This window comes from Clostridium sp. UMB9555A (assembly GCF_030222355.1).
Lineage (GTDB): Bacteria > Bacillota > Clostridia > Clostridiales > Clostridiaceae > Sarcina > Sarcina perfringens.
This window is the reverse complement of the sequence record NZ_JASORQ010000001.1, coordinates 718,777-743,727: the sequence shown is the minus strand read 5'-3', so window position 1 is coordinate 743,727 and position 24,951 is coordinate 718,777. Positions and strand designations below refer to the sequence as shown.

General features: G+C 27.1%; 19 protein-coding genes. 3 read left to right on the top strand and 16 right to left on the bottom strand.

The window, feature by feature from the left end; genetic code table 11:
• Positions 1–4 precede the first annotated feature (4 nt).
• The 7 genes from QP548_RS03430 to QP548_RS03400 form a co-directional block, all read right to left on the bottom strand.
• Positions 5–1,105: a DHHW family protein gene (locus QP548_RS03430; RefSeq protein WP_075837525.1), complete on the bottom strand. Its 1,101-nt coding sequence runs from the start codon at positions 1,103–1,105 to the stop codon at positions 5–7.
• A 14-nt stretch (positions 1,106–1,119) separates the two neighbouring features.
• Positions 1,120–2,487: an MBOAT family O-acyltransferase gene (locus tag QP548_RS03425; protein WP_061428574.1), complete on the bottom strand. Its 1,368-nt coding sequence runs from the start codon at positions 2,485–2,487 to the stop codon at positions 1,120–1,122.
• A 234-nt stretch (positions 2,488–2,721) separates the two neighbouring features.
• Entirely contained in the window at positions 2,722–3,219 is a 498-nt protein-coding gene (locus tag QP548_RS03420) for a DUF4358 domain-containing protein (RefSeq protein ID WP_061428576.1), read from the bottom strand.
• Positions 3,220–3,468: 249 nt separating this feature from the next.
• Positions 3,469–4,686 carry a DEAD/DEAH box helicase gene (locus tag QP548_RS03415; RefSeq protein ID WP_061428577.1) on the bottom strand — a complete coding sequence of 406 codons (1,218 nt, stop codon included), beginning with the start codon at positions 4,684–4,686 and terminating at the stop codon, positions 3,469–3,471.
• Between the two features lie 23 nt (positions 4,687–4,709).
• On the bottom strand, positions 4,710–5,021 hold the full coding sequence (locus tag QP548_RS03410) for a hypothetical protein (protein WP_003452013.1): 312 nt from the start codon (positions 5,019–5,021) through the stop codon (positions 4,710–4,712).
• A gap of 309 nt (positions 5,022–5,330) precedes the next feature.
• On the bottom strand, positions 5,331–6,677 hold the full coding sequence (gene gdhA, locus QP548_RS03405; protein ID WP_061428580.1) for an NADP-specific glutamate dehydrogenase: 1,347 nt from the start codon (positions 6,675–6,677) through the stop codon (positions 5,331–5,333).
• A gap of 484 nt (positions 6,678–7,161) precedes the next feature.
• Entirely contained in the window at positions 7,162–7,656 is a 495-nt protein-coding gene (locus QP548_RS03400) for a hypothetical protein (RefSeq protein ID WP_061428582.1), read from the bottom strand.
• A gap of 233 nt (positions 7,657–7,889) precedes the next feature.
• Between QP548_RS03400 and QP548_RS03395 the strand changes: the two genes are divergently transcribed.
• Entirely contained in the window at positions 7,890–8,915 is a 1,026-nt protein-coding gene (locus QP548_RS03395; protein WP_061428584.1) for a branched-chain amino acid aminotransferase, read from the top strand.
• A gap of 43 nt (positions 8,916–8,958) precedes the next feature.
• Here QP548_RS03395 and QP548_RS03390 read toward each other — a convergent pair whose 3' ends face one another.
• The 8 genes from QP548_RS03390 to QP548_RS03355 all read right to left on the bottom strand — a co-directional run bounded on the left by QP548_RS03390 (position 8,959) and on the right by QP548_RS03355 (position 22,223).
• Positions 8,959–9,372 carry a hypothetical protein gene (locus tag QP548_RS03390; protein WP_061428586.1) on the bottom strand — a complete coding sequence of 138 codons (414 nt, stop codon included), beginning with the start codon at positions 9,370–9,372 and terminating at the stop codon, positions 8,959–8,961.
• A gap of 22 nt (positions 9,373–9,394) precedes the next feature.
• The gene (locus tag QP548_RS03385) at positions 9,395–9,940 is read right to left on the bottom strand and encodes a hypothetical protein (protein ID WP_061428588.1); all 546 of its coding nucleotides are present in this window, start codon (positions 9,938–9,940) and stop codon (positions 9,395–9,397) included.
• A 195-nt stretch (positions 9,941–10,135) separates the two neighbouring features.
• Positions 10,136–13,519 carry a beta-N-acetylglucosaminidase domain-containing protein gene (locus QP548_RS03380; protein ID WP_061428594.1) on the bottom strand — a complete coding sequence of 1,128 codons (3,384 nt, stop codon included), beginning with the start codon at positions 13,517–13,519 and terminating at the stop codon, positions 10,136–10,138.
• Between the two features lie 230 nt (positions 13,520–13,749).
• Positions 13,750–15,519 (bottom strand): ABC transporter ATP-binding protein, encoded by a 1,770-nt coding sequence (locus QP548_RS03375; RefSeq protein WP_075808044.1) that lies wholly within the window; start codon positions 15,517–15,519, stop codon positions 13,750–13,752.
• 34 nt (positions 15,520–15,553) lie between these two features.
• A complete protein-coding gene (locus QP548_RS03370; RefSeq protein ID WP_061428598.1) occupies positions 15,554–17,275 on the bottom strand; it encodes an ABC transporter ATP-binding protein in 1,722 nt (573 codons plus the stop codon).
• Between the two features lie 627 nt (positions 17,276–17,902).
• Positions 17,903–18,661, bottom strand: coding sequence for a hypothetical protein (locus tag QP548_RS03365; RefSeq protein ID WP_061428600.1), 759 nt, complete (start codon positions 18,659–18,661; stop codon positions 17,903–17,905).
• Between the two features lie 153 nt (positions 18,662–18,814).
• Positions 18,815–21,562, bottom strand: coding sequence for an endo-beta-N-acetylglucosaminidase (locus QP548_RS03360; RefSeq protein WP_061428602.1), 2,748 nt, complete (start codon positions 21,560–21,562; stop codon positions 18,815–18,817).
• Between the two features lie 301 nt (positions 21,563–21,863).
• A complete protein-coding gene (locus QP548_RS03355) occupies positions 21,864–22,223 on the bottom strand; it encodes a hypothetical protein (RefSeq protein WP_061428605.1) in 360 nt (119 codons plus the stop codon).
• Positions 22,224–22,392: 169 nt separating this feature from the next.
• Here QP548_RS03355 and QP548_RS03350 point away from each other — a divergent pair, with 169 nt between their 5' ends.
• Positions 22,393–22,728, top strand: a complete 336-nt coding sequence (locus QP548_RS03350) for a YnfA family protein (RefSeq protein WP_061428607.1) — start codon at positions 22,393–22,395, stop codon at positions 22,726–22,728.
• Positions 22,729–22,970: 242 nt separating this feature from the next.
• Entirely contained in the window at positions 22,971–24,308 is a 1,338-nt protein-coding gene (locus QP548_RS03345) for a polysaccharide deacetylase family protein (protein WP_075808043.1), read from the top strand.
• A 72-nt stretch (positions 24,309–24,380) separates the two neighbouring features.
• Here QP548_RS03345 and QP548_RS03340 read toward each other — a convergent pair whose 3' ends face one another.
• Entirely contained in the window at positions 24,381–24,797 is a 417-nt protein-coding gene (locus tag QP548_RS03340) for a hypothetical protein (RefSeq protein WP_061428611.1), read from the bottom strand.
• Positions 24,798–24,951: the final 154 nt, after the last annotated feature.

The following is a 24,951-nucleotide window of genomic DNA, read 5'->3' as shown; positions in this document are numbered from 1 at the left end:
GAATTTAATATTTTATCCTAGTAATACTTATATCTCTCAAAAAACTTTCCATATTATATAATATTAATATCTCATTAAAATTCGTATTTTTCATATATTCACTTACTTTCCATGAAAAACTCCTAAGATCGACCACATGAATTTCCTGAAAGTTTTGACTTAAAAATGGAATCATAGAATTAGCAAAGGAATCTTTAAATATCAATAATTTTTTTCCTAACTTTATATTTTTATTTTCTATAATAGTAAGTCCATTATTTCCCTTAATAAATACTGAGTACTTGTCCCTAGTATTTAACTTATCATAATCATATAAACTTTCAAAAATTTCTCCCTGTATATTCATAGTAATATTATTTATATCATAATAAGTTAAAATATCACTTTCTGCACTAAAAAGCTTAGCCTTTGAAAAATAGGTTCCATAAAATCCTGCAGCCTCATTCTTTTTTAAACTATTTAAATCAATAGGTTTTTCTCCTAAGCTTTCAATATAAGCTTTATATGCTAAATATGCCCCATAACTTGTCCAATGGTTATCAGTTTTATAATATATATATTCCTCTTTACTCTTCTTAAATAAACTTACTAAATCTATATTTCTATCTTTAGAATTTGCCTTATAAACTTCATTTATAAGATTCTCTTGATTTAAAAGCTTTATTCCCCATGGAATATATTCCTCATAAATGGTATATGAATTTGGAACTATCATAGTAGTAACCTTGCCCTCATATATATCAATAAATTTATTTATGGAATCCATGTTATTTTTAAATCTATCCTTATCATAAGAAATATTCTTTTCAAACATATAATTTTCTTTTCCATAAATTATATTGTTATTTTCTAACTTTCCTAAGGTGTACTCACTTATAGATTTTAAGTTTATCCACTGATTTCTAAAAATAAAATTATCATTTATATACTCTTCATATTTATCTCTGTATTTTCCCTCTACAAAAGAACTTATTGAAAATATAGGTTTCCTTGCAAGATTCCTATTTTCTAATTCTGAAAAACTATTATTTTTCTTTACAATATCAGAAAAAGTTAAAATCATTATAAAAGAAAAAAATATATAAACAATTGGATGCTTTTTCATAAAATATTTCCTTTCTAAAATCTAAAATAAAGAAATGGATTATAAGTAGAGTCTACTAAATATGCTACGGATAATATAAACACCATCATTACTACTAAGCATTCTAAAGATTTATTTTTCTTTATGAATCTCTCATAAATATTATTTATTAGCTTTGTAGATCCTAAAATAGCTATTATAATAACTAAAAAATAGTTTCTTAAATAATAAATAAAATCTAAAGAAAATTTCATTCTAAATAAATACTTTATACTAAGTAAATCCTCAAAGGAAAAAAGTGCCCACCCAAAAACTATAAAAACTATTGCATATATATGAGAAAGAATCTTATATTTATTTAAATAATTCATTAAAAAAACTTTTTCTATAACAATAAGAAAGAAAAAATATAATCCCCATATTATAAAATTATATTTTGCGCCATGCCAAAAACCAGTTAAAAACCATACAACAAAAAGATTAACTACTGTTCTCATTTTCCCTAATCTATTCCCTCCCATAGGAATATAAACATATTCCTTAAACCAAGCTCCAAGGGTAATATGCCACCTTCTCCAAAACTCAGTAATACTTCTTGATATATATGGGAAATTAAAATTTTCTGGGAAATCAAACCCAAGCATCTTTCCAAGTCCTATGGCCATAGAGGAATATCCACTAAAATCAAAATAAATCTGAAAAGAAAATGCTATTATGCCAAGCCATAATAAAGGAGTTGATACGTAATTTATTCCAAGTTCTTGAATCTCATTCCATAGGAGACCTATATTATTAGCTATTAAAACCTTCTTGCCCATTCCTATTATAAATTCAGTAATTCCTTCTTCAACTTGATTAACTTTAATTTTCCTATTTTTAAGTTCATTTTTTATCTCTGAATATTTTACTATAGGTCCTGCTATAAGCTGTGGAAAAAGACATACATAAGCTCCAAAGTTTATTATATTTCTTTCAGCCTTTATCTTTCCTCTATATACATCAATGGTATATGACATAGTCTGAAAGGTATAAAAACTTATACCTAGAGGTAATGTTAAATATATTAATGATAAAGAAGTGCCAAGAACTAAATTTATATTTTCAATAAAGAAATTTAAATATTTAAATAATATGAGCATACCTAAATTAAATATAAGAGAGCAAAATAAAAGTAACTTACTTATTATTTTTTTCTCCCTATATTTTTCAATAAAAATACTTATTGAATAATCTACAACTATGGATAAAAGCATTATAATAAAATACTTTGGTTCTCCCCATGAGTAAAATATTAAACTTAATATTAATAGAGATAAATTTTTAAATTTATTTGGAGTTAGGTAGTATATTATAAACATTATTGGTAAAAATCTAAATATAAACATAATACTGCTAAATACCATTTTAAATATCCTCAAAATTCAATTTTATATTTCTAAGAGACTTTAATAGTCTCTTTTTTATTATCTTTCTCTCTAAATACTTTCTAATTTAAAATATGTATTTTAAAACAATAAATAAATTAGTTAAACTTGCTAATACTTGTAGAAAAATATAAAAATTTCCCCTTTCCCTAAGCATAGCAAGTTTAAAAATCAAACTATTAATTTATTATTTCTTTAAATAGGAATTAGCCTTTATTTGAATTCCCCTTCGTATATCTTATTTGCTTCTTCTAATTGGTCTTGTGGTAATATAAATAGTGAAACATAATTTCCTTTAACCTTAACCTCTGAAGACTCTGCAATCTCTTTTTCCTCTGGATAAAAAGCTTTTCCAATCTTATCTTCTAGAACCTTATCTAAAGACGCTTTTACTGATTCTACTTTTCCATCCTTAGCCTTTGCAATAATAATTAAGGCATTTCCTGGTGATCTTCCAGTCTCAGAAATTCCATATTCCTCTACATCATCTAAATTTAAATGATAAAGTTCCTTAGCCATTTCATCATCTACAGGCATAGGCATTATAACCATGCCAGCATCTACAAGTTCATTTGTCATATCTGAAGCACTCATAGACATTTTTATATCACTTTGTTCAACATTTGTTCCATTATTATCTTTAGCTCCACAAGAGGTTAATGTAGCCCCTATCATAGCTGCAGCTAAGACACTTATTAAAAACTTTTTCATCCCTATATTCACTCCCTAACATACATATTTATTATGTTAAAGCTATTATATCCTATAACCTAATCCCCTCCAATAATTTTGGAATATTGTTAATCCTTTAGTAACTTTTAAAGATTATTTTTTATAATTAAATAATTTTCTTCTAAAATCATCTTAATTAAAATCTAATTAATAATATATAAAACTACTATCTAAATAAAAAAGCACCAAAAGAAATTAATTCTTTGGTGCCTTAAAATATATATTTAATTATCTTTTTTTATATACCTTTTTAGGTAAATTACTTTTCTTTTTACTATTGTTTTTATTTGAAGGAACCTTTTTTACCTCTGTTTCATGTATCTTTCCTTCATATAAATAAACTCTAGGAATTTTTATTTTTAATTGTCTTTCACATTTTACTATTATTTTTTCTTCTTTATAATCTGCTAAAGAGTATGCAAAGCCTTTTTCTCCAGCTCTTCCTACACGTCCTACCCTATGTAAGTAGTTTTGAGAATTCATAGGAATATCTAAGTTAACTATATGTGTAGCTCCCTTAATATCTAATCCTCTAGCTGATACATCTGAAGTTATTAAAACCTTGGCTTTCCCACTTCTAAAATCTTGAAGTGCCTTTTTTCTCTCCATTTTATTATCACTTCCATGAAGAGAAACTGCCTCTATTTTATTATACTTTAACTTTTGAATTACATTATGTACATTATAGCTATTATTTATAAAAACTATTATTTTTTTCTCATTACCTATAGCATGTATAAGCTTTCTTAAAAAGTCTATTTTATCTCTTAACTCTACTTGAAAATATCCATGTTCTATATTTTCATTAACCTTGTTTGCAGCTTTTGCTTGAATAAGCTCACTAGTTCCTATTAATTCATCTGCAGTTTCTAAGGCTTTTTCATTCATTGTAGCTGAAAATATAAGCTTTTGAGTATCCCTTGGACAAGATTTAACAACACTTTTCACATCTTTTATGTTTATAAAATCTAATAGTTTATCACCTTCATCAATAACTATTGTCTTTATAGTATTAGTAGTTATTTTTTTCTTATTTATAAGCTCTAAAATTCTTCCTGTAGTTCCAACAAGTATATGAGGCTTATTTTTAAGTTTTTCTATTTGTCTCTTTATATTTCCGCTTCCAACTAAAGTTGTTGAAGTTATCTTCTTTCCAAGTCCTCTTTTAAGATCATTTAAAACATTGTTTATCTGAACTCCTAATTCATGAGTTGGCGAAAGTACAATAGCTTGCATCTCATTTTTTGAATCATCAATCTTTTCTATTATAGGAAGTAAATATGCTAAAGTTTTTCCTGTCCCTGTTTCAGCTTTTCCTATTACATTTTTACCACTTAAAATTTCAGGTATAGCTTTTTCCTGAATATCTGTTGGCTCCTCTATTCCTAATCCTACTAAAGATTTTGCAACCTCTTCACTTAATCCTAACTTTAAAAATTTATCCATTAGCATCCCATCCTTCTTTAACTCTAAAGTTTAATCTTATTGTTTTTTAATATATTCTCACAAAGAGTTTCAAAATGAGAAGTATCTACGCCTTCCTTCTTCAACTTAGAAAGTCTTAAATTTATTCTTTCTAAAGTTTCCTTACCTTCTCTTTTATCTCTTTTTTTAATACATGTATTAAAATAATCAACTAAATAATCTATCTTTATTACTTCATTAGCTAAGTCTTCTCTATCTTCATTTATAAGTTCTATTAATAAAGAATATACCTTAGGAGAAGTTGAATTTCTATGCATTTTTAAGAAATCATTATTTCTACTAGTTATCTTTGCCATACTTATTTTCCTTTCTAAATAAATTATGATTTACCATAAATTATTGACATAACATTCTTTAATATATCATAAGTAAAAAGAAAAAAACAGAAGAAACTATATGAAAATAAACTTTAAATAAAACTTATTAATATATTTTACTAATTACTAGATAAATCTATAAGTTTTATTTTTAAAGATTCAATATAGTTTCTTCTTAAAATAATAATATTCTCTATTTTATTATTCTATAAAGTTTAGCTTTAATTTAAATATCAAACTTTATAAAATATATAATACTTAAAATAAAAACTAATTTAAAAGTATTTCTTATATAATACCATGGTCTAACATAGCATCTGCAACCTTTTTAAATCCTGCAATATTAGCTCCAACTATTAGATTTCCATCATGACCATATTCAGAAGCTGCATTTCTAGAATTATAGTATATATTTTTCATTATGTCTTTAAGTTTTGCATCAACCTCTTCAAAAGTCCAAGACATTCTTAAACTATTTTGACTCATTTCTAAAGCTGATGTTGCTACTCCACCTGCATTAGCAGCTTTTGCTGGGGCAAATAAAATTTTATTATCCACAAAAAGTTTTTGAGCTTCTAAAGTTGAAGGCATATTTGCTCCTTCTCCTACAGCAATTACTCCATTATCAATTAAAGTTTTTGCACTGTTTTCATCTATTTCATTTTGAGTAGCACAAGGAAGTGCTATATCACATTTAACATTCCAAATTCCGCTAAATCCCTCAGTAAACTTAGCAGTTTTAACATAGTTTACATATTCAGAAATTCTTCCTCTTTTTACTTCTTTGATTTCTTTTACAACCTCTAAATCTATTCCATTTTCATCATATACATACCCTGATGAATCTGAAAGTGCAACAACCTTTCCTCCAAGCTCTTGAACTTTTTCAGTGGCATATATTGCAACATTTCCTGAACCTGAGATTACAACAGTTTTCCCTTCTATTGTTTGACCATTATCTCTTAACATTTCATCTACAAAATATACTAAACCATATCCTGTTGCTTCTTTTCTAGCTAAGCTACCACCATATGTTAAGCCCTTACCAGTTAAAACTCCAGCATCTACTGAATTTTTAAGTTTTTTATATTGCCCAAACATATAGCCTATTTCTCTTCCTCCAACCCCAATATCTCCTGCAGGAACATCTGTATTAGGTCCTATATGTCTATAAAGTTCACTCATAAAACTTTGGCAAAATCTCATTATCTCTCTATCTGATTTTCCCTTAGGATCAAAGTTAGATCCTCCTTTTCCTCCTCCAATAGGAAGAGTAGTTAAAGAATTCTTAAATATTTGCTCAAATCCTAAAAACTTTATTATGCTTAAATTAACTGAAGGATGGAATCTTAACCCTCCCTTATATGGTCCTATAGCGCTATTAAATTGTACTCTATATCCTCTGTTAACTCTTACATTTCCAGCATCGTCAACCCAAGGAACTCTAAACATTATAACTCTCTCTGGTTCAACAATTCTTTCTAATATTCCTTCTTCTATATACTTAGGATTCTTTTCTAAGACAGGTACTAAAGAGTATAACACTTCTTCTGCAGCAGCTAAGAACTCACTTTCTCCAGGGTTATCTTTCTTTAAATCTTCCATTAAATTATCTACATATTTTTTTACTTCCATTTTAATGCCCCCTTTTTTATGTTCACTATAGCTTTTACATTGCCTATATTATTTAAAAGTTATAGCTTTAAGCTAATATTCTAGGAAAATATTTTCTTAATTAAATCTTATTTTATATTATAGCACAAAGTACCATTTATTAAATAATAATCTTTAATATTTAATAAATTGATAATTTTAACAAGACTTATATTATAAATAAATATTTTTAACATTAAAAATATTTATCAAGCATCTTTTTTTCACAATTATTATATATAAGTAACTATAGATGCCAAGTGACTTTTTATCATAATAACATTTTATATTACAATTTATTATTATTAATTTTTAAGATATTATACTAAAATTTTAGTTATTTAAAATCTAATATAGTATTTTTGTATATTAACTTACTTAATTATATAAAACTTATTTATACTTTTAATTTAATCTTAAAAATAAAAAAAGGTAACTTTATTTAATAAAGCTACCTTTATTTTTATTATCTAATAACTTTTTGTGGATTTGAAAAAAAGAATAAATCAAGCATTTTCTGATCTATTAAAACTTCATATGCAACCATTTTAGTTTCCCATCTAACCACTATTACATAAACCTTTTTTCCTTCTTGAATATTGTTATAACATTTTTTTACTTTTACATTAGAATATCTCTTTAATTCACTATTTCCTAAAGGTGCAACAATTTCAACCTCTCTTAAATTTATGTTACCCTTTACTTTTCTTCTAACTCTCTCATAAATAGCACTTATTTCAAGTTCTCCATCAGTAAATTCATAGTCATATTCAACCATTGTTAATCTTTTAGCTATAAAAAGCGGCAAACATATTACTATTAAAAATATCAAAGTCGGTATTAACCCTGTAAAAATAAATATTCCAGCTGCTAAAAACAAGGAAATAATCATAGCTGGCACTATCATCTTATGTAGCTTTGATTCTTCGCCACTTATACTTAATTCATAAAACTTCTCCATACCCTTCTCCCTTTTCCATTTGTTTTTTCTTTCATTATATCATAAATTTCTTTTCAATTTTATATACTAAACCTAGTAATAAATATTAATTTTTTGTATTATTTTAATATTTATATCATTTAAACTTAACATTAAAATAATTTTAATTTGCAATTTTTAAATTTTAATCTTTCATTTTTTAAAATAAAATGATAAAATTAAAAAGTATTAAATTTTGATAGGAGTGTTAAACTATGGATAAAAAGACAGCTATTGATTGGAATAATCTAGGCTTCTCTTATATGAAAACAGATTATCGTTACATATCTCACTATAAAGATGGTAAATGGGATGAAGGAAAATTAGTTACAGACAACAAATTAAGCATAAGTGAAGCTTCAACTGCCCTTCACTATGGTCAACAATGTTTTGAAGGTTTAAAAGCTTATAGAACAAAAGATGGAAAGATCCAACTTTTCAGAGTAGATGAAAATGCTAAAAGAATGAATAAATCATGTGATAAACTTTTAATGCCTGAAATACCAGTGGAAAAATTCATAGATGCCTGTATGCAAGTTGTCAAGGCTAATGAAAGATTTGTACCTCCATACGGTACTGGTGCAACTCTTTATATAAGACCTTTCATGATAGGTGTTGGTGATAATATAGGTGTTAAATCTGCTTCTGAATTTATATTTTCAGTATTCTGCCTTCCAGTTGGTGCTTATTTTAAAGGTGGAATGAAGCCTGTAAACTTTATGATTGCAGATTATGATAGAGCTGCTCCTAAAGGAACTGGTGCCGCTAAAGTTGGTGGAAATTACGCAGCAAGCTTAAAGGCTCATGAAATAGCTGCAAAAAAAGGATTTGCTGATTGTATATATTTAGACCCAGCAACTCACACTAAAATCGAGGAAGTTGGAGCTGCAAACTTCTTTGGAATAACAAAGAAAGGTGAATTTGTTACTCCATACTCAGAATCAATTTTACCAAGTATAACAAAATACTCTTTAATGCAAATAGCTAAAGATTATTTAAAAATGCCTGTATCAGAAAGAGATGTTTTAATAGATAACTTAGATGAATTCGCTGAGGCTGGTGCTTGTGGTACAGCCGCTGTAATAACTCCAATAGGAGGAATAGAATATAAGAATAAACTTCATGTTTTCCATAGCGAAACTGAAGTTGGTCCTACTACTAAAAAACTTTATGATCTTTTATCTGGAATGCAATTTGGAGATGTAAAAGCTCCTGAAGGCTGGATATTTGAAGTTAAATAATACATAAAAAAGAGAGTGAGTATTAAACTCCTCTCTTTTTCTCTTACTTAATAAAATTTTCTTTTATTTCTCTTATTAATTCTTTATACTTATGATCAGAATCTATTATCCTAAAAGTTTCATCATTAACCTTAATAAAATCTTCACTTAATAATACGTTAATATACTGATCTCCCATGTATATATTATACTCATTTGAAATTAATGGATTTCTAAAAGGTTTAACTATTTTTATTTCCTTAATATCATCATATAGACTTGCTATATCATTTTCATCTTCTATTTTATAACTATTAAGTTCAGAATCATTTTTCTTTTCTGTAACAACTATAAATTCTGGATTTTCTATTAACATATTAAATGCAGCCTCTAATTTAATAGGCATAAAGAAATATGAACAAATAATAATTGATATTGTTATAAAAAAAGTAATAACTAATTTATTAAGAAGCTTCATATATTTCCTCAAAATTAAGTTCTTACTTTAATACTATTCCCCTTATATATAAATTATGCTTTTTAGCTAAATCCCTATATATTTCTAGCATATTATTTTCCTCAAAAAACATAGGAAAACTCAAATTATAATTTCCCCATATAGTCATAGGCTTTTCCATAAAATATATGGTACAAAAGAATAATTCCCTAGTATTTAATCTAGTTATAAAGGACATTAAATCTTTATTATGAAGCTCAAAATAAACACTTTTTATTTCCTGTTTATTAATATTATCTATTAAAATATTTTTATCTCTTTCATCTAACCCCTCTAAAAGCCTTGCTAAACTCTCATTTTCTAAGTTTTTTATGTATAAATCTATTATTACTTTTCCTTTATTAAGCTCTAATGCTTCATTAAAGAAATTAATAAAATATTCCTCTTTTATTTTAAAAGAATCATTATCCCCATTATATTCTAAAAGCCCGTTTGAATATCTATCAAATCCATCTAATATATTATTAAATCTTATTTTTATTTTATTTTTAAATTCATCTTCACTTATAGATTTTAAGATTTGACTCAAAAATAACACTCCTTCACTTAACTTATTATGATTATTATACACAAAGCTTATTTTATTTGGCTATATTATTGAAAATTTATCTCTTAAATCATATTTTAAAAGCTATGTTTTCACTAATTAAAGGCTATGTTTTCACTAAAACATAGCCTCAATTAATTCATTTTAAAGTATTTAATTGTTAGTAATATCTAAAAACTATCTTGCAGTTCTTAGTGTTAATGATTCTTTCTTTGATATTTCTCCATTAGAATACTTTGCTGCTATTTTAAAGTTATAGATAGTATGTCTATTTAATCCCTTAAATGTATAGCTTGTTTCATCACTTGAGATTTCACTAACTTTCTTTCCATCCTTATAAAGAATATAGCTTTCTAATCCAAAAGTATTCTCTGGTGATTCCCATGAAACTGTTACATTTTTCTTATTGATTGTAGTAGCTTTAAATTCTTTTACAGGACTTACTACTATTTCTTCTTGTTCTTCTCTTTCTCTAGCAATAATTTCATATATTTTTGGAGCTGGTTTTGAACCTTCAAAATCAAATTTAACCTCAGTTATATTATTGTCTACTTTTAATTTATTAATTTGAGCATTTAAGGCTCCAATCTCTGTCCAATTTCCTTCTAAATCTTTTACGCTTACCTTAGCCCCTGAAATTCTATTTTTATCTTGTAATATTTCTAATTCTGAAATATTAGTTACCCTACTCATTTTATATATTAAGGAATCTCCATCCTTTACTGATTTAGCTTCATATGCTGTTGATAAATCTTCATCATAAAAAGCATTAAAATTACCTTCTAAAGTACCACTTGCTAAATTTACAGCACTTTCATCAAATTCTGGTGCTGTCTTATTAAATTCAATTTCATAAATTTCAACCCAGCATCCATAATTGTGTCCATTGGATTGTATCTTAATATATCTTGCCATTTTTCCCTCTGCATTTGCAGATGCAACCATTTTTCCCTCCTGTGAATTATATGCTAACTCTCCAAGTGAAGTCCAATTCACTCCATCCTCTGAAATCATATATTCAGAATTTCTCATAAAATCATTTGCTCCAAAATAAGTGTTTATATCATATAATGGCATTACATTACCTAAATCAATTTGTATATTATGTCCTGAATCTGATGGCTTATTTGACCAATATTTTGTGTCCATATTTCCATCTAAAGCTTTATCTATAGTATAATTTTCATGAGTTCCTATATTTTCAGTAATAGTTGGTTCAGCTTTATATACTGGTAAAGCTTCTAATTTTTCTAAATTAATATTCTTTGAATTTTCACCAACATTAATAATTCTTACAAAAGTAGCATCAACCACTTCTAAAGTCTCTAAAACATTTTCACTTGTTGATGCCTTAGCTGTAACCCATTCTAACCCATTTATTGAATATTGAATTTCTATATTATCATAATTATTAGCAAGTAAGTTTATTCCTCTTAACTTTGTTGCTTTTGGAAGGCTTATACCTACATAGTCTCCATTATTAAGAGTAACTTCTCCTAACTCTCTTAAAGAATATATTCCATCTTCAAAGTTAACTTCTACATCTTTAAGATTATTAAGAGATGTGTTTATTTCTGGCTCATACTTTGGTAAAACTACTTCTCCCATTTTTTCTTTAGCATAATCTATACTTTCTTTTACTAAAGGCTTAAGAAGTTTTGTTCCTACTGAAACAACATATTCTTTTGGACCATCACCTTCTAAACTTTCAATTTTAAATGTTTCCATTAAATCAAGTTTTTCTTGTGCTAGTGAATTACTATCCATCCATAATTCTAGATTTCCTTCCTCTGAAGCTATTATAGCTTCCATAGCAGCAATACCTGCTTCGCCTAAGGCTTTATATGCATTTAAATGTTGTTCTATCTCATCTAATAGATTTTTATTTGTAACTTTTGAAGTAATATTTTCATAATCAGATACTATTAATTTAAATTCTTCTAACAAATCCTTAGCGGGTTTCACAGCTGATTGTCCATTCTTCATAGCCTCTTTTAAGGCATCTATCTTTTCTGATAAATACCAAGATTCATCGTATTCAAAAGGACCACTTGCTCCTCCATCATCTTTTAAATAACATGTATTTGACGCAAACCTCATAAACTCTTCTTTTACTTCTGGCACAAACTTTTCTATAGAAGTTTCCCAACTTTTCATATAATCAAATGCATCAGTATTCCAAGTATAATCAGCTATACTATATAAGGCTACCTTTGAAGCTTCAGCTTGGTTCATTGGATTTGAGAAAAATCCACTAACATTATCAAGATCTTGATTTAAATTATGAAGTGGAGCCATTAATATTCTGCTATCGCAATAATCATTTACTGGATAGTTCCACCAAACAGCTACATCCTTATCAACTCCTGTTTGAACCTTAGGCCATTCAAAAACTTCCTTAGATACATTTGACATTGTTGCATGTCCTGTCCACATTACTTGTATATCATCATGCAATGTTTGCATAAAAGGTTTAAAATATCTATCCATATTTGGACCCCAAGCTGAATTATATCTTGCTGATATAACTATCATAGGTGCTACATCACCCTTAGCTTTTACAAATTCTGTATCTATTTTATTTATCCACTCAGCTTGCATTTGTCCTCTTGACCAGTCATCAGTATCATCAAAAAGAACTCCAAATTGGCGAACTCCTAAGCTATAAAGTTGCTCAAATTTATTAATAAGAGCATCGAAATCTTCATCTGTAAATTGAAGAGTAGCCCCTGGGTGAATTGTCCAACAGAAATTAAAATTATTTTCTGCTCCAGCCTTAGCAAGTTCAGCAATTTGTTTTGCTTCCTGTTCTGGATATAATTCTTTCCAACTTAATCTATGGTAAGGATCATCCTTAGGAGCATAAATATAAGTATTCATCTTATATTCACTAGTATCCTTCATTAAATTCATTCTATCTTCATGACTCCAAGGTACTCCATAAAAACCTTCTATAAATCCTCTAAATTCTATTTCAGGATAATCAGTTACTACAACTTCTGCAAACTTATTTTCCTCATTAGACTGTTCTAGAATTTGACTTAAAGTTAAAACACCATAGTAAGCACCATCTTTGTCAGAACCTATTATAGATATATTACCTTTTTCGTTAATATCATTACTTGTTTTTAGTACATACCCTTCTTTATGAGTTAAAACATCACTATTTTCTTCTTTTCCCTCAGAGCATATATCACAGTGATCCCCCTCTGAAGAAACTATAATATTAGCCTTTCCCTCTTCAACATTTTCTGACACCTTAAAAGCTATATTATTTTCATTTAAAGTTCTTTCAAGTCTTTTAGAAGTTGCTGCTTCTTGTTCACCATGATAAACTATGTTAACCTCTCCCTCTAAAGTCATTCCTTCTACAGAAGAATGTTCTAAACTTTGAGGTACTGGATAAACTTCAGCTTCTACTCTTTTATTACTTTCTCCCTCTTTACTATTTTCTCCACTATTAATTGCAAAGGCAGTAACTGAAGTTGTAGTTATTACACTTACTGCACAAGTAGTAGCCAAGGCACTTTTAATAAGCTTTTTAATCTTTTTCTTATTCATTTAAATTCCCCCTAAAAAAATTTAATATTTTTAATTGCAAATAACCTCTATCCTCACTTACAACTAAAAATACAAGTAATTCTTATAAAAATTTATATAAATTTTCTATAACAATTACTCCCTAATATATAAATATATTCTCATTTTTGTTAAAATATGTACCAATTTATTTTTAAAATAAACTTTTTCTTCATAAAATAAAAAAAGAGGCTTAAAAACCTCTTTTTATCCTAAGCTTCTCTTAAAAAGCTATATTGAGCACAATATAAATTATAATAATATCCTTTTCTATTTAATAACTCTTCATGAGTTCCCTCTTCAACAATTTTTCCATGGGAAAGAACAAATATTTTATCACAATCTCTTATGGTAGAAAGCCTATGTGCTATAACTATAGAAGTTCTTCCTTCCATTAATTTCTTTATTCCTTCTTGAACTAGTCTTTCTGTTTCGGTATCAATATTAGCTGTTGCTTCATCTAATATAAGTATTCTTGGATCTGAAATTAAGGCCCTAGCAAATGCTATTAACTGTCTTTGTCCTAATGAAAGTCTTGATCCTCTTTCATTAACATTTGTATTATATCCCTCTTCAAGTTTTTCTATAAAGTTATGAGCATTTACAGCCTTTGCAGCTTGGATTATTTCCTCATCAGTAGCATCTAATTTCCCATAGCGTATGTTCTCCTTAATAGAAGAAGCAAAAAGAAATGAATCTTGAAGCATTATTCCCATTTGACTTCTAAGACTTTCTACATCTACAGTACTTATATCAATACCATCTATAAATATTTTTCCTTTAGTTGGCTCATAAAATCTACTTATAAGGTTTGTTATTGTAGTTTTTCCAGCTCCTGTTTCTCCAACTAAGGCTATTTTTTCTCCTGGATTTAAGGTGAATGTTACATCTTTTAATGCATGATTGCCATCATTATCATAAGAAAAAGTAACATCTTCAAAGTGAATTTCTCCTTTTATCTTTGGAAGTCTTTCTTCTGCTTTATTATTTACCATATCATTCTTAGTATCCATAATATCAAAAATTCTTTCTGCCGCTGAAAGGTTAGTAACAAAAGCATTATAAAAGGCTGATAAGTTCATTATAGGTCTCCAAAGCATTTCAATATACATTATGAAGGCCATTAAGGTTCCTAATGATAAATTTCCACCTCTTGTTAATTTATACCCTGCAAATAATACTATTGCAATTCCAAAACCTCTGCATATATCCACTGTAGGCCAAAAATAATCTTGAAGTCTAACTGCATGTAAAAAACCACCTGCATGTCCTTCTAGATGATTTTCAAATTTTTCTCTTGAATACTCTTCTCTATTAAATCCTTGAACCACTTTCATTCCTGAAAATGCTTCATGGGTATAACCTAAAAGAGCTGATCTATTTTCCCTAAAGACTCTCCACCTTTTATTTGATTTTATTTCTATAAAAAACATTCCCGCAAAAAGAAATGGTAAAACTGTTAAACAAACCAAAGTAAGACTTGGATCCATTAAAAACATCATAAAAATTACTAGTAAAATCGTAAAAAGGTTTGGTATTAAATTAACAATACTATGATTTAACAAGTTATTTAATGCATTAACATCACCAACTACCCTTGATAAAATCTTACCTACTGGCCTATTATCAAAAAATGAAAAACTTAAAGTTTGTATATGAGTATAAAGTTCATGTCTTATATTTACTAATATTTGATTTGTTATTTTACTCATAGATAGCATTCTTATTTTTGAAAGTATCATTGCTATTATATTTAATAAAAGTAAAACTGCTCCTATGCCAAGTAATCCATTTACATCCTTAGCAGAAACAAATTTATCTATAGAAACCTTCATTAAGTATGGATTTAATGTATTACAACTCATAATAAGTAAAAGCATTAATATTATTCCTATAGTTTTCCACTTATATGGAGCCACATATTTTAGAAGTCTCTTTATAGTCTTCCACTTATGAGTTTTTTTCTCATTTATTTCTTCCATTATCTCTTCCCCCTTTTTAATTAAAGTTTTAATATTATTGTACAAACTCTAAATCTTGAAATTGATGGCAATATACACTATAGTAATATCCCTTTTTCTTTAATAAACTTTCATGATCTCCCATTTCAACTATTTCTCCATCTTTCATGAAAAGTATTATATCAGCATCCTTAACCCCAGAGATTCTATGGGCAATTATAAATGTAGTCGCTTTATCTTGCTTTTTAGATAAGTTTTTAAGCACATTAAATTCTGTCTCCATATCAAGGGCTGATGTAGCATCATCTAAAATTAATATTGGTGTTTTTCTAACTAAAGCTCTAGCTATTGCTAACCTCTGCTTTTGACCACCTGAAAGCCCTAGACCTCTTTCTCCAACTTCTGTTTTAAATCCTTCAGGCATTTCTTTTATGAAATCATAAGCACAGCTATCCTTTGATGCCTCTATTATTTCATCTTCACTTTTATTTCCTCCAAAATCTATATTATCTTTTATAGAATCTGAAAATAGAAATGTATCTTGAAAAACCACAGCCATATTTTCTCTTAAACTATCTAAATTCCATTTTTTCACGTTAACCCCATCAATCAATACTTCTCCAGAAGATACATCATAATGCCTTCCTATTAGAGAAAGAATTGAACTTTTACCACATCCTGTTTCTCCCATAATCGCTACTGTACTTCCTGCTGGTATTTTTAGATTTATTTTCTTTAGCACTTCTTCCTCATTATATCTAAAGGATACATTCTTAAATTCTATTTCACCTTTAACCTTATCTGGATTATAAGAATTCTCCATAGAAGTTATTTGAGGCTTTCTTTTAAGAATATTAAATATTTTATCCATAGATGCTCTATTTTGAGACATCATATTTACAAGACCACCTATATTTTTCACACAAAAAGATAAATTTAAAATATAACTACTGAAAGCTAAAAGCGTCCCCATAGTAATATTCCCTTTTATAACCAAATACCCTCCATAAATTATCATTGCTACAGGAGTTAAATTTGTTAAAAGATCAATTACAGGCAAGAAATTGCTTAGAATTCTTGCTTGAGTTATATTAAGGTCATAATAATCCTTATTGACCTTTAAAAACTTTTCAGTTTCATATTTTTCCCTAGCAAAAGCCTTTACTAATCTTATTCCTGCTATATCTTGCTGTGCCATAAGATTTATATCAGCTACTTTATCACTTATTTTGGAGTAATTTCTATGAAATTTTTTATTAACTAAAATGGCCAAAACTCCTACAGGAAGTAAGATGACTAAACAAATTATTGTAAGAGAAGGACTCATGCTCATCATTATGGTTACAGATATAATAAATAATATTATTCCTTCTATAAGTAATCTAAGTCCATAAGATATTGTTTCCCAAACAATATCTACATCTTCACCAATTCTTGACATAAGTTCTCCTGTATTGGTACTATCAAAGAATGAAAATTCAAAGCTTTGAATCTTTTTAAATAAGTCCATTCTAATTTCTTTGCTTACATTTAAAGAAAACTTATCAAATAAAAACTCCTTAATATATCCTAATATTCCACGTAAAAGTGATAACCCTAAAAAAATTCCAAAAAATAATCCCAATTTACTTTTATTACTTCCTAATAAAATATCATCAACAAATATTTTTTGAAGATATGGAAAAAAACTATCTATACCTAAAACAATTATCATAGCTAATATCGGAACTATTAAAAATACCATTCTCTTAGATATATAATCCTTAAATATCCCCATATATATACCCCCTTTATTTATATAATTTAATCTAATATCACTTAACAATCCTTATATGAAGTTACCTATATTCATATTATTTCCCTCCTTATAATTAAAATAAAAAGACACCTATGTTCCTTAAGCAAAAACTATGCTTAAAGACATAGATGTCCTATAAAATCAAGAATATAACAAAAATTTCTAGACTAAGTTAAATAGGAAGACTTAAAAAATTCTAATTGGCAAACTAGTGATGTTTTATATTAAAAAGTAAGGATTCTATTAAAACATCCGACATTATACAAAAACCTTCTTAGCCTTATGAAATTTTTATTATAGACTTTATTTCAACAAAAAGCATAGCTTCTCAGCCATGCTTTAAAATCTAGAAAAGATTTTATAAAATTTTATGGAAAGTATTAGAAAAATCCCATAAAAGGAGCCATTGACTGAGTAAATACTAATTTTATTGTAAAAAATAACAAATACATACTATTCATATATTTATTATCAAATTTTCTCATCAAAATGTCTCCTTTCATAAATTTAATCTTATACTTATTATACTTTATATTACTCAATTTTCAACCATTTTATTATATTTTTTACAAAATTTATCATTATAATTTTTTTATACTTTTAGTTTTATCTTTCGTCTTCATCAAAAATCTCTTCTTCATAGTCACAAACATCATAGGTCTCACCATCATAATCTTCATCAGTACTATTATTTGCAATATTTTTACTAGCTTTCTTTATTGCATCAAAAGTAAAAGGTATATTATTTTCATCTCCTTTAAAATCTTCAGCTTCAAAGGAATTAGCTAAATTTAATATTTCTTCAAGGATTGTTTTTGCTCCATTAATTATCTCATTAAAACCATTCTCATTTACCTCATTAAATATTCCAGTTGCACCCCATAAGCTTGGATTTTGGAATAAATCTACATTATCAAAATAATATTTAAAGTTATATTCTTTTTCACTAAAATTATCTATAGAATCTTCTTCTGAATTCAAGGCTTTATCTATGTCTTGATTTTTATTGCCATCATATTTTTCTTCTATATCCTTTTTTTGAACCTTCTTATTTATAAATTCTTTATCAGTATGTTCTATAATAGGAATTTTTTCTTCCCTCTTATAATTTAGTTTATTTCTTTGAAGAATTATCCTAGTAAAACTAAATCCATCCCTTAAAACCATTCTATAAATTTTCTTCTTAAAAGCAGGATGTTCTATGGTCAATACGTAAATACCTAATGGAACTAAAAATTCTACTATTCCAGCTAAATCTGTCTCACCTTCATATTTTTCTCTTTGATTTTCAATTCTTACTATACACTTTGTAATAGGTCTTTGATCTTCATCTAAAATATTAAAAAAAACTCTTTGATTAATCATAACATCTATTAAGATTTTACCCTCTTAATATTTTCACACTCCGAAGAATATTATACCTTATATAATTATTCTTAAATTTTGTTTTTGTTAATAAAACTTATAGAAAAAGACTTTTGAATTTAAATTCAAAAGTCTTTTATTAAATTTAATATATTAAGGATTATATTTAAGTATTGTTGGTACTGACATATTACCTTCGTAATCTTTTAATGTTATAGAAATATCAGTAGCCTTTTCTGGAGCTGGAATATTATCAAATCCATCTTTTCCTCTTATATATGAATATTCAACTCCATCAATAACAATAAACATCTTCCACCAATCTTTAGAAGTTGGTCCATCAAAAACTAACTTTCCATTAGAAATTCTATAACTTCCTGCATACGGCTCTGCATAAAAATCTTTAGTTTTACCTTTAGCAGTAACAGTATCTAAAATTTTATTTTTATTATTCAATGTAGATACTTTTACCTCGTATTTTTTACCATCTTCTTTCTTTAATGGTACTTTTACAGAAGTTATATCTGATTTAATTTTTTTTGAGAACACATCATTTTCTTCCCCATTTTCTAATAAATTAACTTCTACCGCTATACCTTTAAAGGATTTTTTGTCTGGCTTATTCCAACTTATTTCTAGTCCTTCATCAGTTTCATTTACCTTTAAACCCTTAACTTTGTAATCTTTAGATAATTTAATCTTAGCTGGCTTACTTTCACTTCCATCTTCCCCTTGAGCAGTTAGTAAAAGTTCTTTAGTATCCTTTGGTAAATTTTTAATATAATACACATCATCATATATTCCACCCAAGTAAGTCAAAGTTCCTTTATCACCTTTAGAATAAAGATTGTATTGTTTAACCTCATCATAATCTTCTAAATCCCACTCTACGTAAACTTCATTAGTATTTAAATAAGCCTCTATTTCAAAATCCTCTGGCATATCTGGAGTATAATTTTTACCATCAGTTATCTTTATCTCACCAATATTTATTTGATAACCAGAAGAAACTTTTCCATTGTCCGGTGTAAAAGCAAGTCCAATTACAGCTACTTTCCTACCTGCAAATTCACTTAAATCAACCTCGGTACTAACCCAACCATTACTATTAATATCTGATCCTTTAATAGGAATATATTCAACCTTATTTGGATTATCCTTAAATATGAGTCCTAAAGACATCTCTCTAGCATCTTCCCCAGATACTTTATTATAAGTTATAGTAGCTTTAGACTTATTTATAATATCTAATTCTGTTTTAAATAAACGCAAATAATTTTCTGAATCTAATTCTCCATTAACTACTAAAGAACTCCCTCCTTTATATGCTCCAACTTGTTTATAAGTAAATTTATCACCTTTTTCTACATTTGGACCATAATCAAAATCCGCTTGTAATTTAGTACCCTTAGTATCTATCCACCATTGCCATGTTGGAAGAATATCTTGAATATTCATATTTGCCCATTCTTCATTATTAGATATTTCTCCATCTTTATAATAATGTACACCATGTCCTGTATTAAAATTTGTAATAAAAGTTTTACCATCAATAACTGAACGTTCAGTTATATATCTTGATACTCCACCCCATTGACTTGCATCATTAAGTCCAACATCCGGTCTTGAATATCCTTCTTTTTCTCCTGTATCTAATGGATCAATAGTTACACCTGTATAGAACATTCTTTCACGTTCTGCTACCATCCACTGATAATCTGCCTGTCCCCTTCTATTTTGAGTAGGATCACCTAAATCTCCATCCAATCCAGCCTTTACATAATCAGGTGTAAATAAAGCTATTCCAGTCTTAGGATTACCACTTTCGTCCAGTATCACATCCATATTTCTTGTTGAGTTATGAGAACCGTTAAATTTCCCCATGGTAACCTCAACTCCCATAAGAACTGAATCTAAAGTGTTAATTCCTATACGTTTAGCTTCTTCTACACTTGCATCTATATATCTAGGATCTGTACTTTCTCCATTATTCCAACCATCTGGTGAATTCCAGTTATAATTCATAAATATTGAGTCATTTACACGCCCAAGATTTTGATCATATACATAAGAACTATGTGAAGGTATTAAGGATGGCTTATATATTAAATTTCCATTTACATCATCTACACAGTCATACCATTGAGTATAAACTCCTGCATCTAATAAAGTTTTAGTAAATTCTTTGTATGGAATAATATGTGCTGGATCTATACTAGTTTCTTGATTTATAAAATATCCATCGAAGCCAAAATATTCTTTTATTTCAATAAGTTTTTTAGCAATTATATATTCTCCATTCTCATCTTTTTTTAATAATTCATCATATGGTTGTCCTGATCTTGGTATAAATAAACATCCAATTGACTTAACCCCATTTTTATGAGCGGCATTAGTATAAGCTGGATTTGGAAGATTTAATATTCCAAATTCGAAGTTACTATCCTCACCACCTGCATATAAACTTAATGGAACTCCATCAGTTGGCATTCCGTGCCATCCTCCATAATAATCTGTATATTGCCAAAAATTATAAGCATACTGACTAAAATCATTAGTGTATGATGTACTATCAAAAAAATAATTTCCATAATCTCCGTTTAAATTAGTAAGTGATGTTTCAGAACTCAAATTAGGATTTGCTTGAGTTTCTGCAAATGGACTTATACGCTCTTGAAGAGGTACATGTGATCTTAACATTTCTGCATAAGTATCATCCTCTAGATTCCAATTTTCAATATCAATTACTCTATAACCATGTTGAAATGGCTGATTTATTCCTTTCTTGGCATTTCCAGCTGGCGGAAGCGAGACACCAGCCTCTGCTGTAATAGCTAAAGATGATGTGGCTACGCATACCATAGAAGCTATAATAGCTATCTTTTCCCTTACTTTTCTCATGCTTTACCCCCCCAATATTTACTAAAAATTATATATAATATTTTAAATAAAGTATAAGATTCTAAGTAAACGTTGTCAAATATTTTATGTAATTAAATTTAATTTTTGTAATAAAATACAAATTGCTAATTAAACTTTCGTATTTATTAATTTATTTCATTACTTTTTATAAATTACCTAAATAAAAAAGCCATGTTTTTATACATGACTTTTTTTACTTAAACTATAAAATATCTTCTCTATTTCCTTTAATTTCTCCTTAAAATAAAAATTTAAGTATTTTATAAATTCAAAATAGCTTTTAAGCTATGATATTTTCTTTTTCAGTATTATTAAACCTCTTAAACTTTTCAATAAAATTATCAAACATATAAAGATAAATCATCATTACACCCATAGATAACAATATTGCTATAGTCAGCATTTCACCTCTTCCAAACTTTAATATCTCTTTATTGCTTATTAAGACACTGTACAATAATAAAGATACTAAATTCTCTAATACAACCACTTTTCTCAATGTAACTATTGTCTTAACATCTTGTTTTTCCAACTTTTTAATGTCTTCATCCTTTTTACAATGAAGGTCATATACAAGATAAGAACTTATTCCTATTTCAACTATTATAAAAATTAAAGCTATAAAAAATCCAACTACCATACTTGCCCCCTAAATTCTTCAACACCTTGTAATCGTTTCACTAATTATTATATCATCATATTATTATATTTCCAACTAAATATATTCAAAATTAAATGAATTGATGCATCTTTATATGAATGATATAATTTGCATACTTAAATTAATTACTAGAAGAGGAGATTCTAATTTGGAAAATATAAAATCAATATTTTATTTTTTATTAGCTGGAGTTTTTGAAATAGGTGGTGGTTACCTTATATGGCTTTGGCTTCGCCAAGGAAAAAGTTCAATATATGGAATTATAGGTGCTTTAGTTCTAATATTATATGGAATTATTCCAACACTTCAACCTGAAAACTCTAATTTTGGAAGAGTTTATGCTACCTACGGTGGGATATTTATAGTTTTATCAATCTTATGGGGATGGAAAGTTGATAATATTATTCCTGATAAATTTGATTTAATTGGTGGATTTATTGCCTTAATTGGAGTTTTAATTATAATGTACGCTCCAAGAGGTTAATTATAAATAAAAATAAAATTAATTTTTAAAACAAAGCAAAAAGATAATAACAAAACTTGTTATTATCTTTTTTTATTTATTCTAATAAAATATGTAATAAGTTATTTATTAATACTTTTTTAACCTTTTTGTAAATTTAAACCTTAATTTGTAAAATATTATTATAAATGTACACTTTTTATGATTTATTAAGTTTACAGTTCTACTTAATTATAATTTAAATTAATACAAGGAGGCACTATATGAAAAAACTTTTTACAACTTCCCTATTAATTCTTTCAATGATTTTTCTAATAGGATGTGGATCTAAAGGGGAAAGCAAAAACTTTGGGCTATCTGTATTTGGATTAGAAAAGTTTTCTGGATTAGATAAACCTGAAGATAATATTAAAATAAATTTAAATGGTAAAGTTCAAGATTTAAGCTTACCAGTATACTTAGATAAAAATAGATATCTAATCCCTATAAGCGAAATAATTAAAAATAACAATGGGGATTTTAAAATAGAAGATGATTCTTTAAATATTAAATTTGAAAATAAAGATATTAAAGTTAATTTAAAAGATAATACTTGGACTGATTCATCAAAGGAAAATCCAGAGGCTAAGAAATTTAAAATTGACCCTATAGTAAAAGATGATACTGTATATATGTCTTTAATTGATGTTGTTAATATGTTTGATTTAAAAAGCAGATGGAACTCAAAGGACAAGCTAATAAAATTATACAATAATAAAGACATGTTAGATGTTAAACCCTATAAGGGAAATGGCCCTCAAAAAGGCATAATAAGATTTGAAGATGTTGCCTCTACTGGAACTGGAACAGAGTATGATTCACAATATCTTGAGACTATAAGAGTTATGGGAAGATATTTAGGCAAAAAAAATGTTCCTTATCATATAGCTTGGATACCTAGGTATATAGATCCTGAAAAGAAAATAGATAATGATCCTTCTAAAGAAAATAATTTTGCTAATGCAGAGCTTATATACACTTTAGACTTTGTAGCTTCTCATAAAGGGGAAATAGGATTACATGGATATACTCATCAAATAGGTAATACAATTAGTGGACATGGCTTTGAATTTGGAAAATATAATCCTTCTGTGGAAGATTTAAAAACAAGAGTTGATAAAGCTCTCCAAATAGCCAAAGATCTTGATATAAAAATAAATTTCTTTGAAGCTCCTCATTACACTATAAGCAAAGAACAAAATGAAGCTTTAGAAAAGAATTTTAAATATATATTTAATGATTATGATGAAAATAACCATCAATCAAAGCCTATTAAATCACCAACTGGAAGTGGTTCTTATTATGTACCTACCCCTCTTTATTATATTGAGGGTGGTAAAGAAAATGATATGTTAAATAAGATAAAAAACATGTCTAATACTACTTTTGCTGGGATGTTTTATCATCCATTTTTAGAAGCTAAACTAATAGATTTTAAAGATGGACAAGACGGTTACCCTGAAGATAATTATAAAAAACCATCTATAATTCAAAAAGTAATTGATGAATTTGAAAAAAGAAATGTCTCTATTATTTCCATAGAACAAGTTTCTGAAAAATAAATTACACTTTTAAATAAAGGTTAAATCCAAATTATTCATTTTTAATTTGGACTTAACCTTTAATTCATTTAATTATTTATTATTCTTTACCTCTTCCCATATCTTAAAAAATAACCCCACAAAGAATAAAGTTAAAAATAATATCTTAAATCCTTGAATACTGTTATTTAATCCATAAAAAGCTATTATAAAAATTACTATAATAGTTCCTAAAGATACAATTTTGTTAAAGACCTCCAAGGAATGCAAAATTATATCTATACCTATAATAATAGCAAAAATTAAAAAAATTATAGCTATAAAAGTTATAAAAATAATAAATACTTCCTTTAAAGCTTCATACCCCTTTAAATTAAATATTTCATAGATATTATTAAACCTTACTTCTTTTTCTGTTATATTTAAAAATATTAAATTTGATATAAATGCAAGACCTATAGCTAAAAAATTTCTATCATCATAAGATATATCTTTAAAACATCCCTTCAAAGATTCCTCCTTAAAAATCACTTTACTAAACTATATTCCTGTTAAATTTTAATATAACCTATTAATCTAAAGTTTAAAATAATATTTAATCTAATCATAAAATTTTATTTTAAAGGATAAAACTCTAATCTAAAATACACTAAAATAAAAAAAC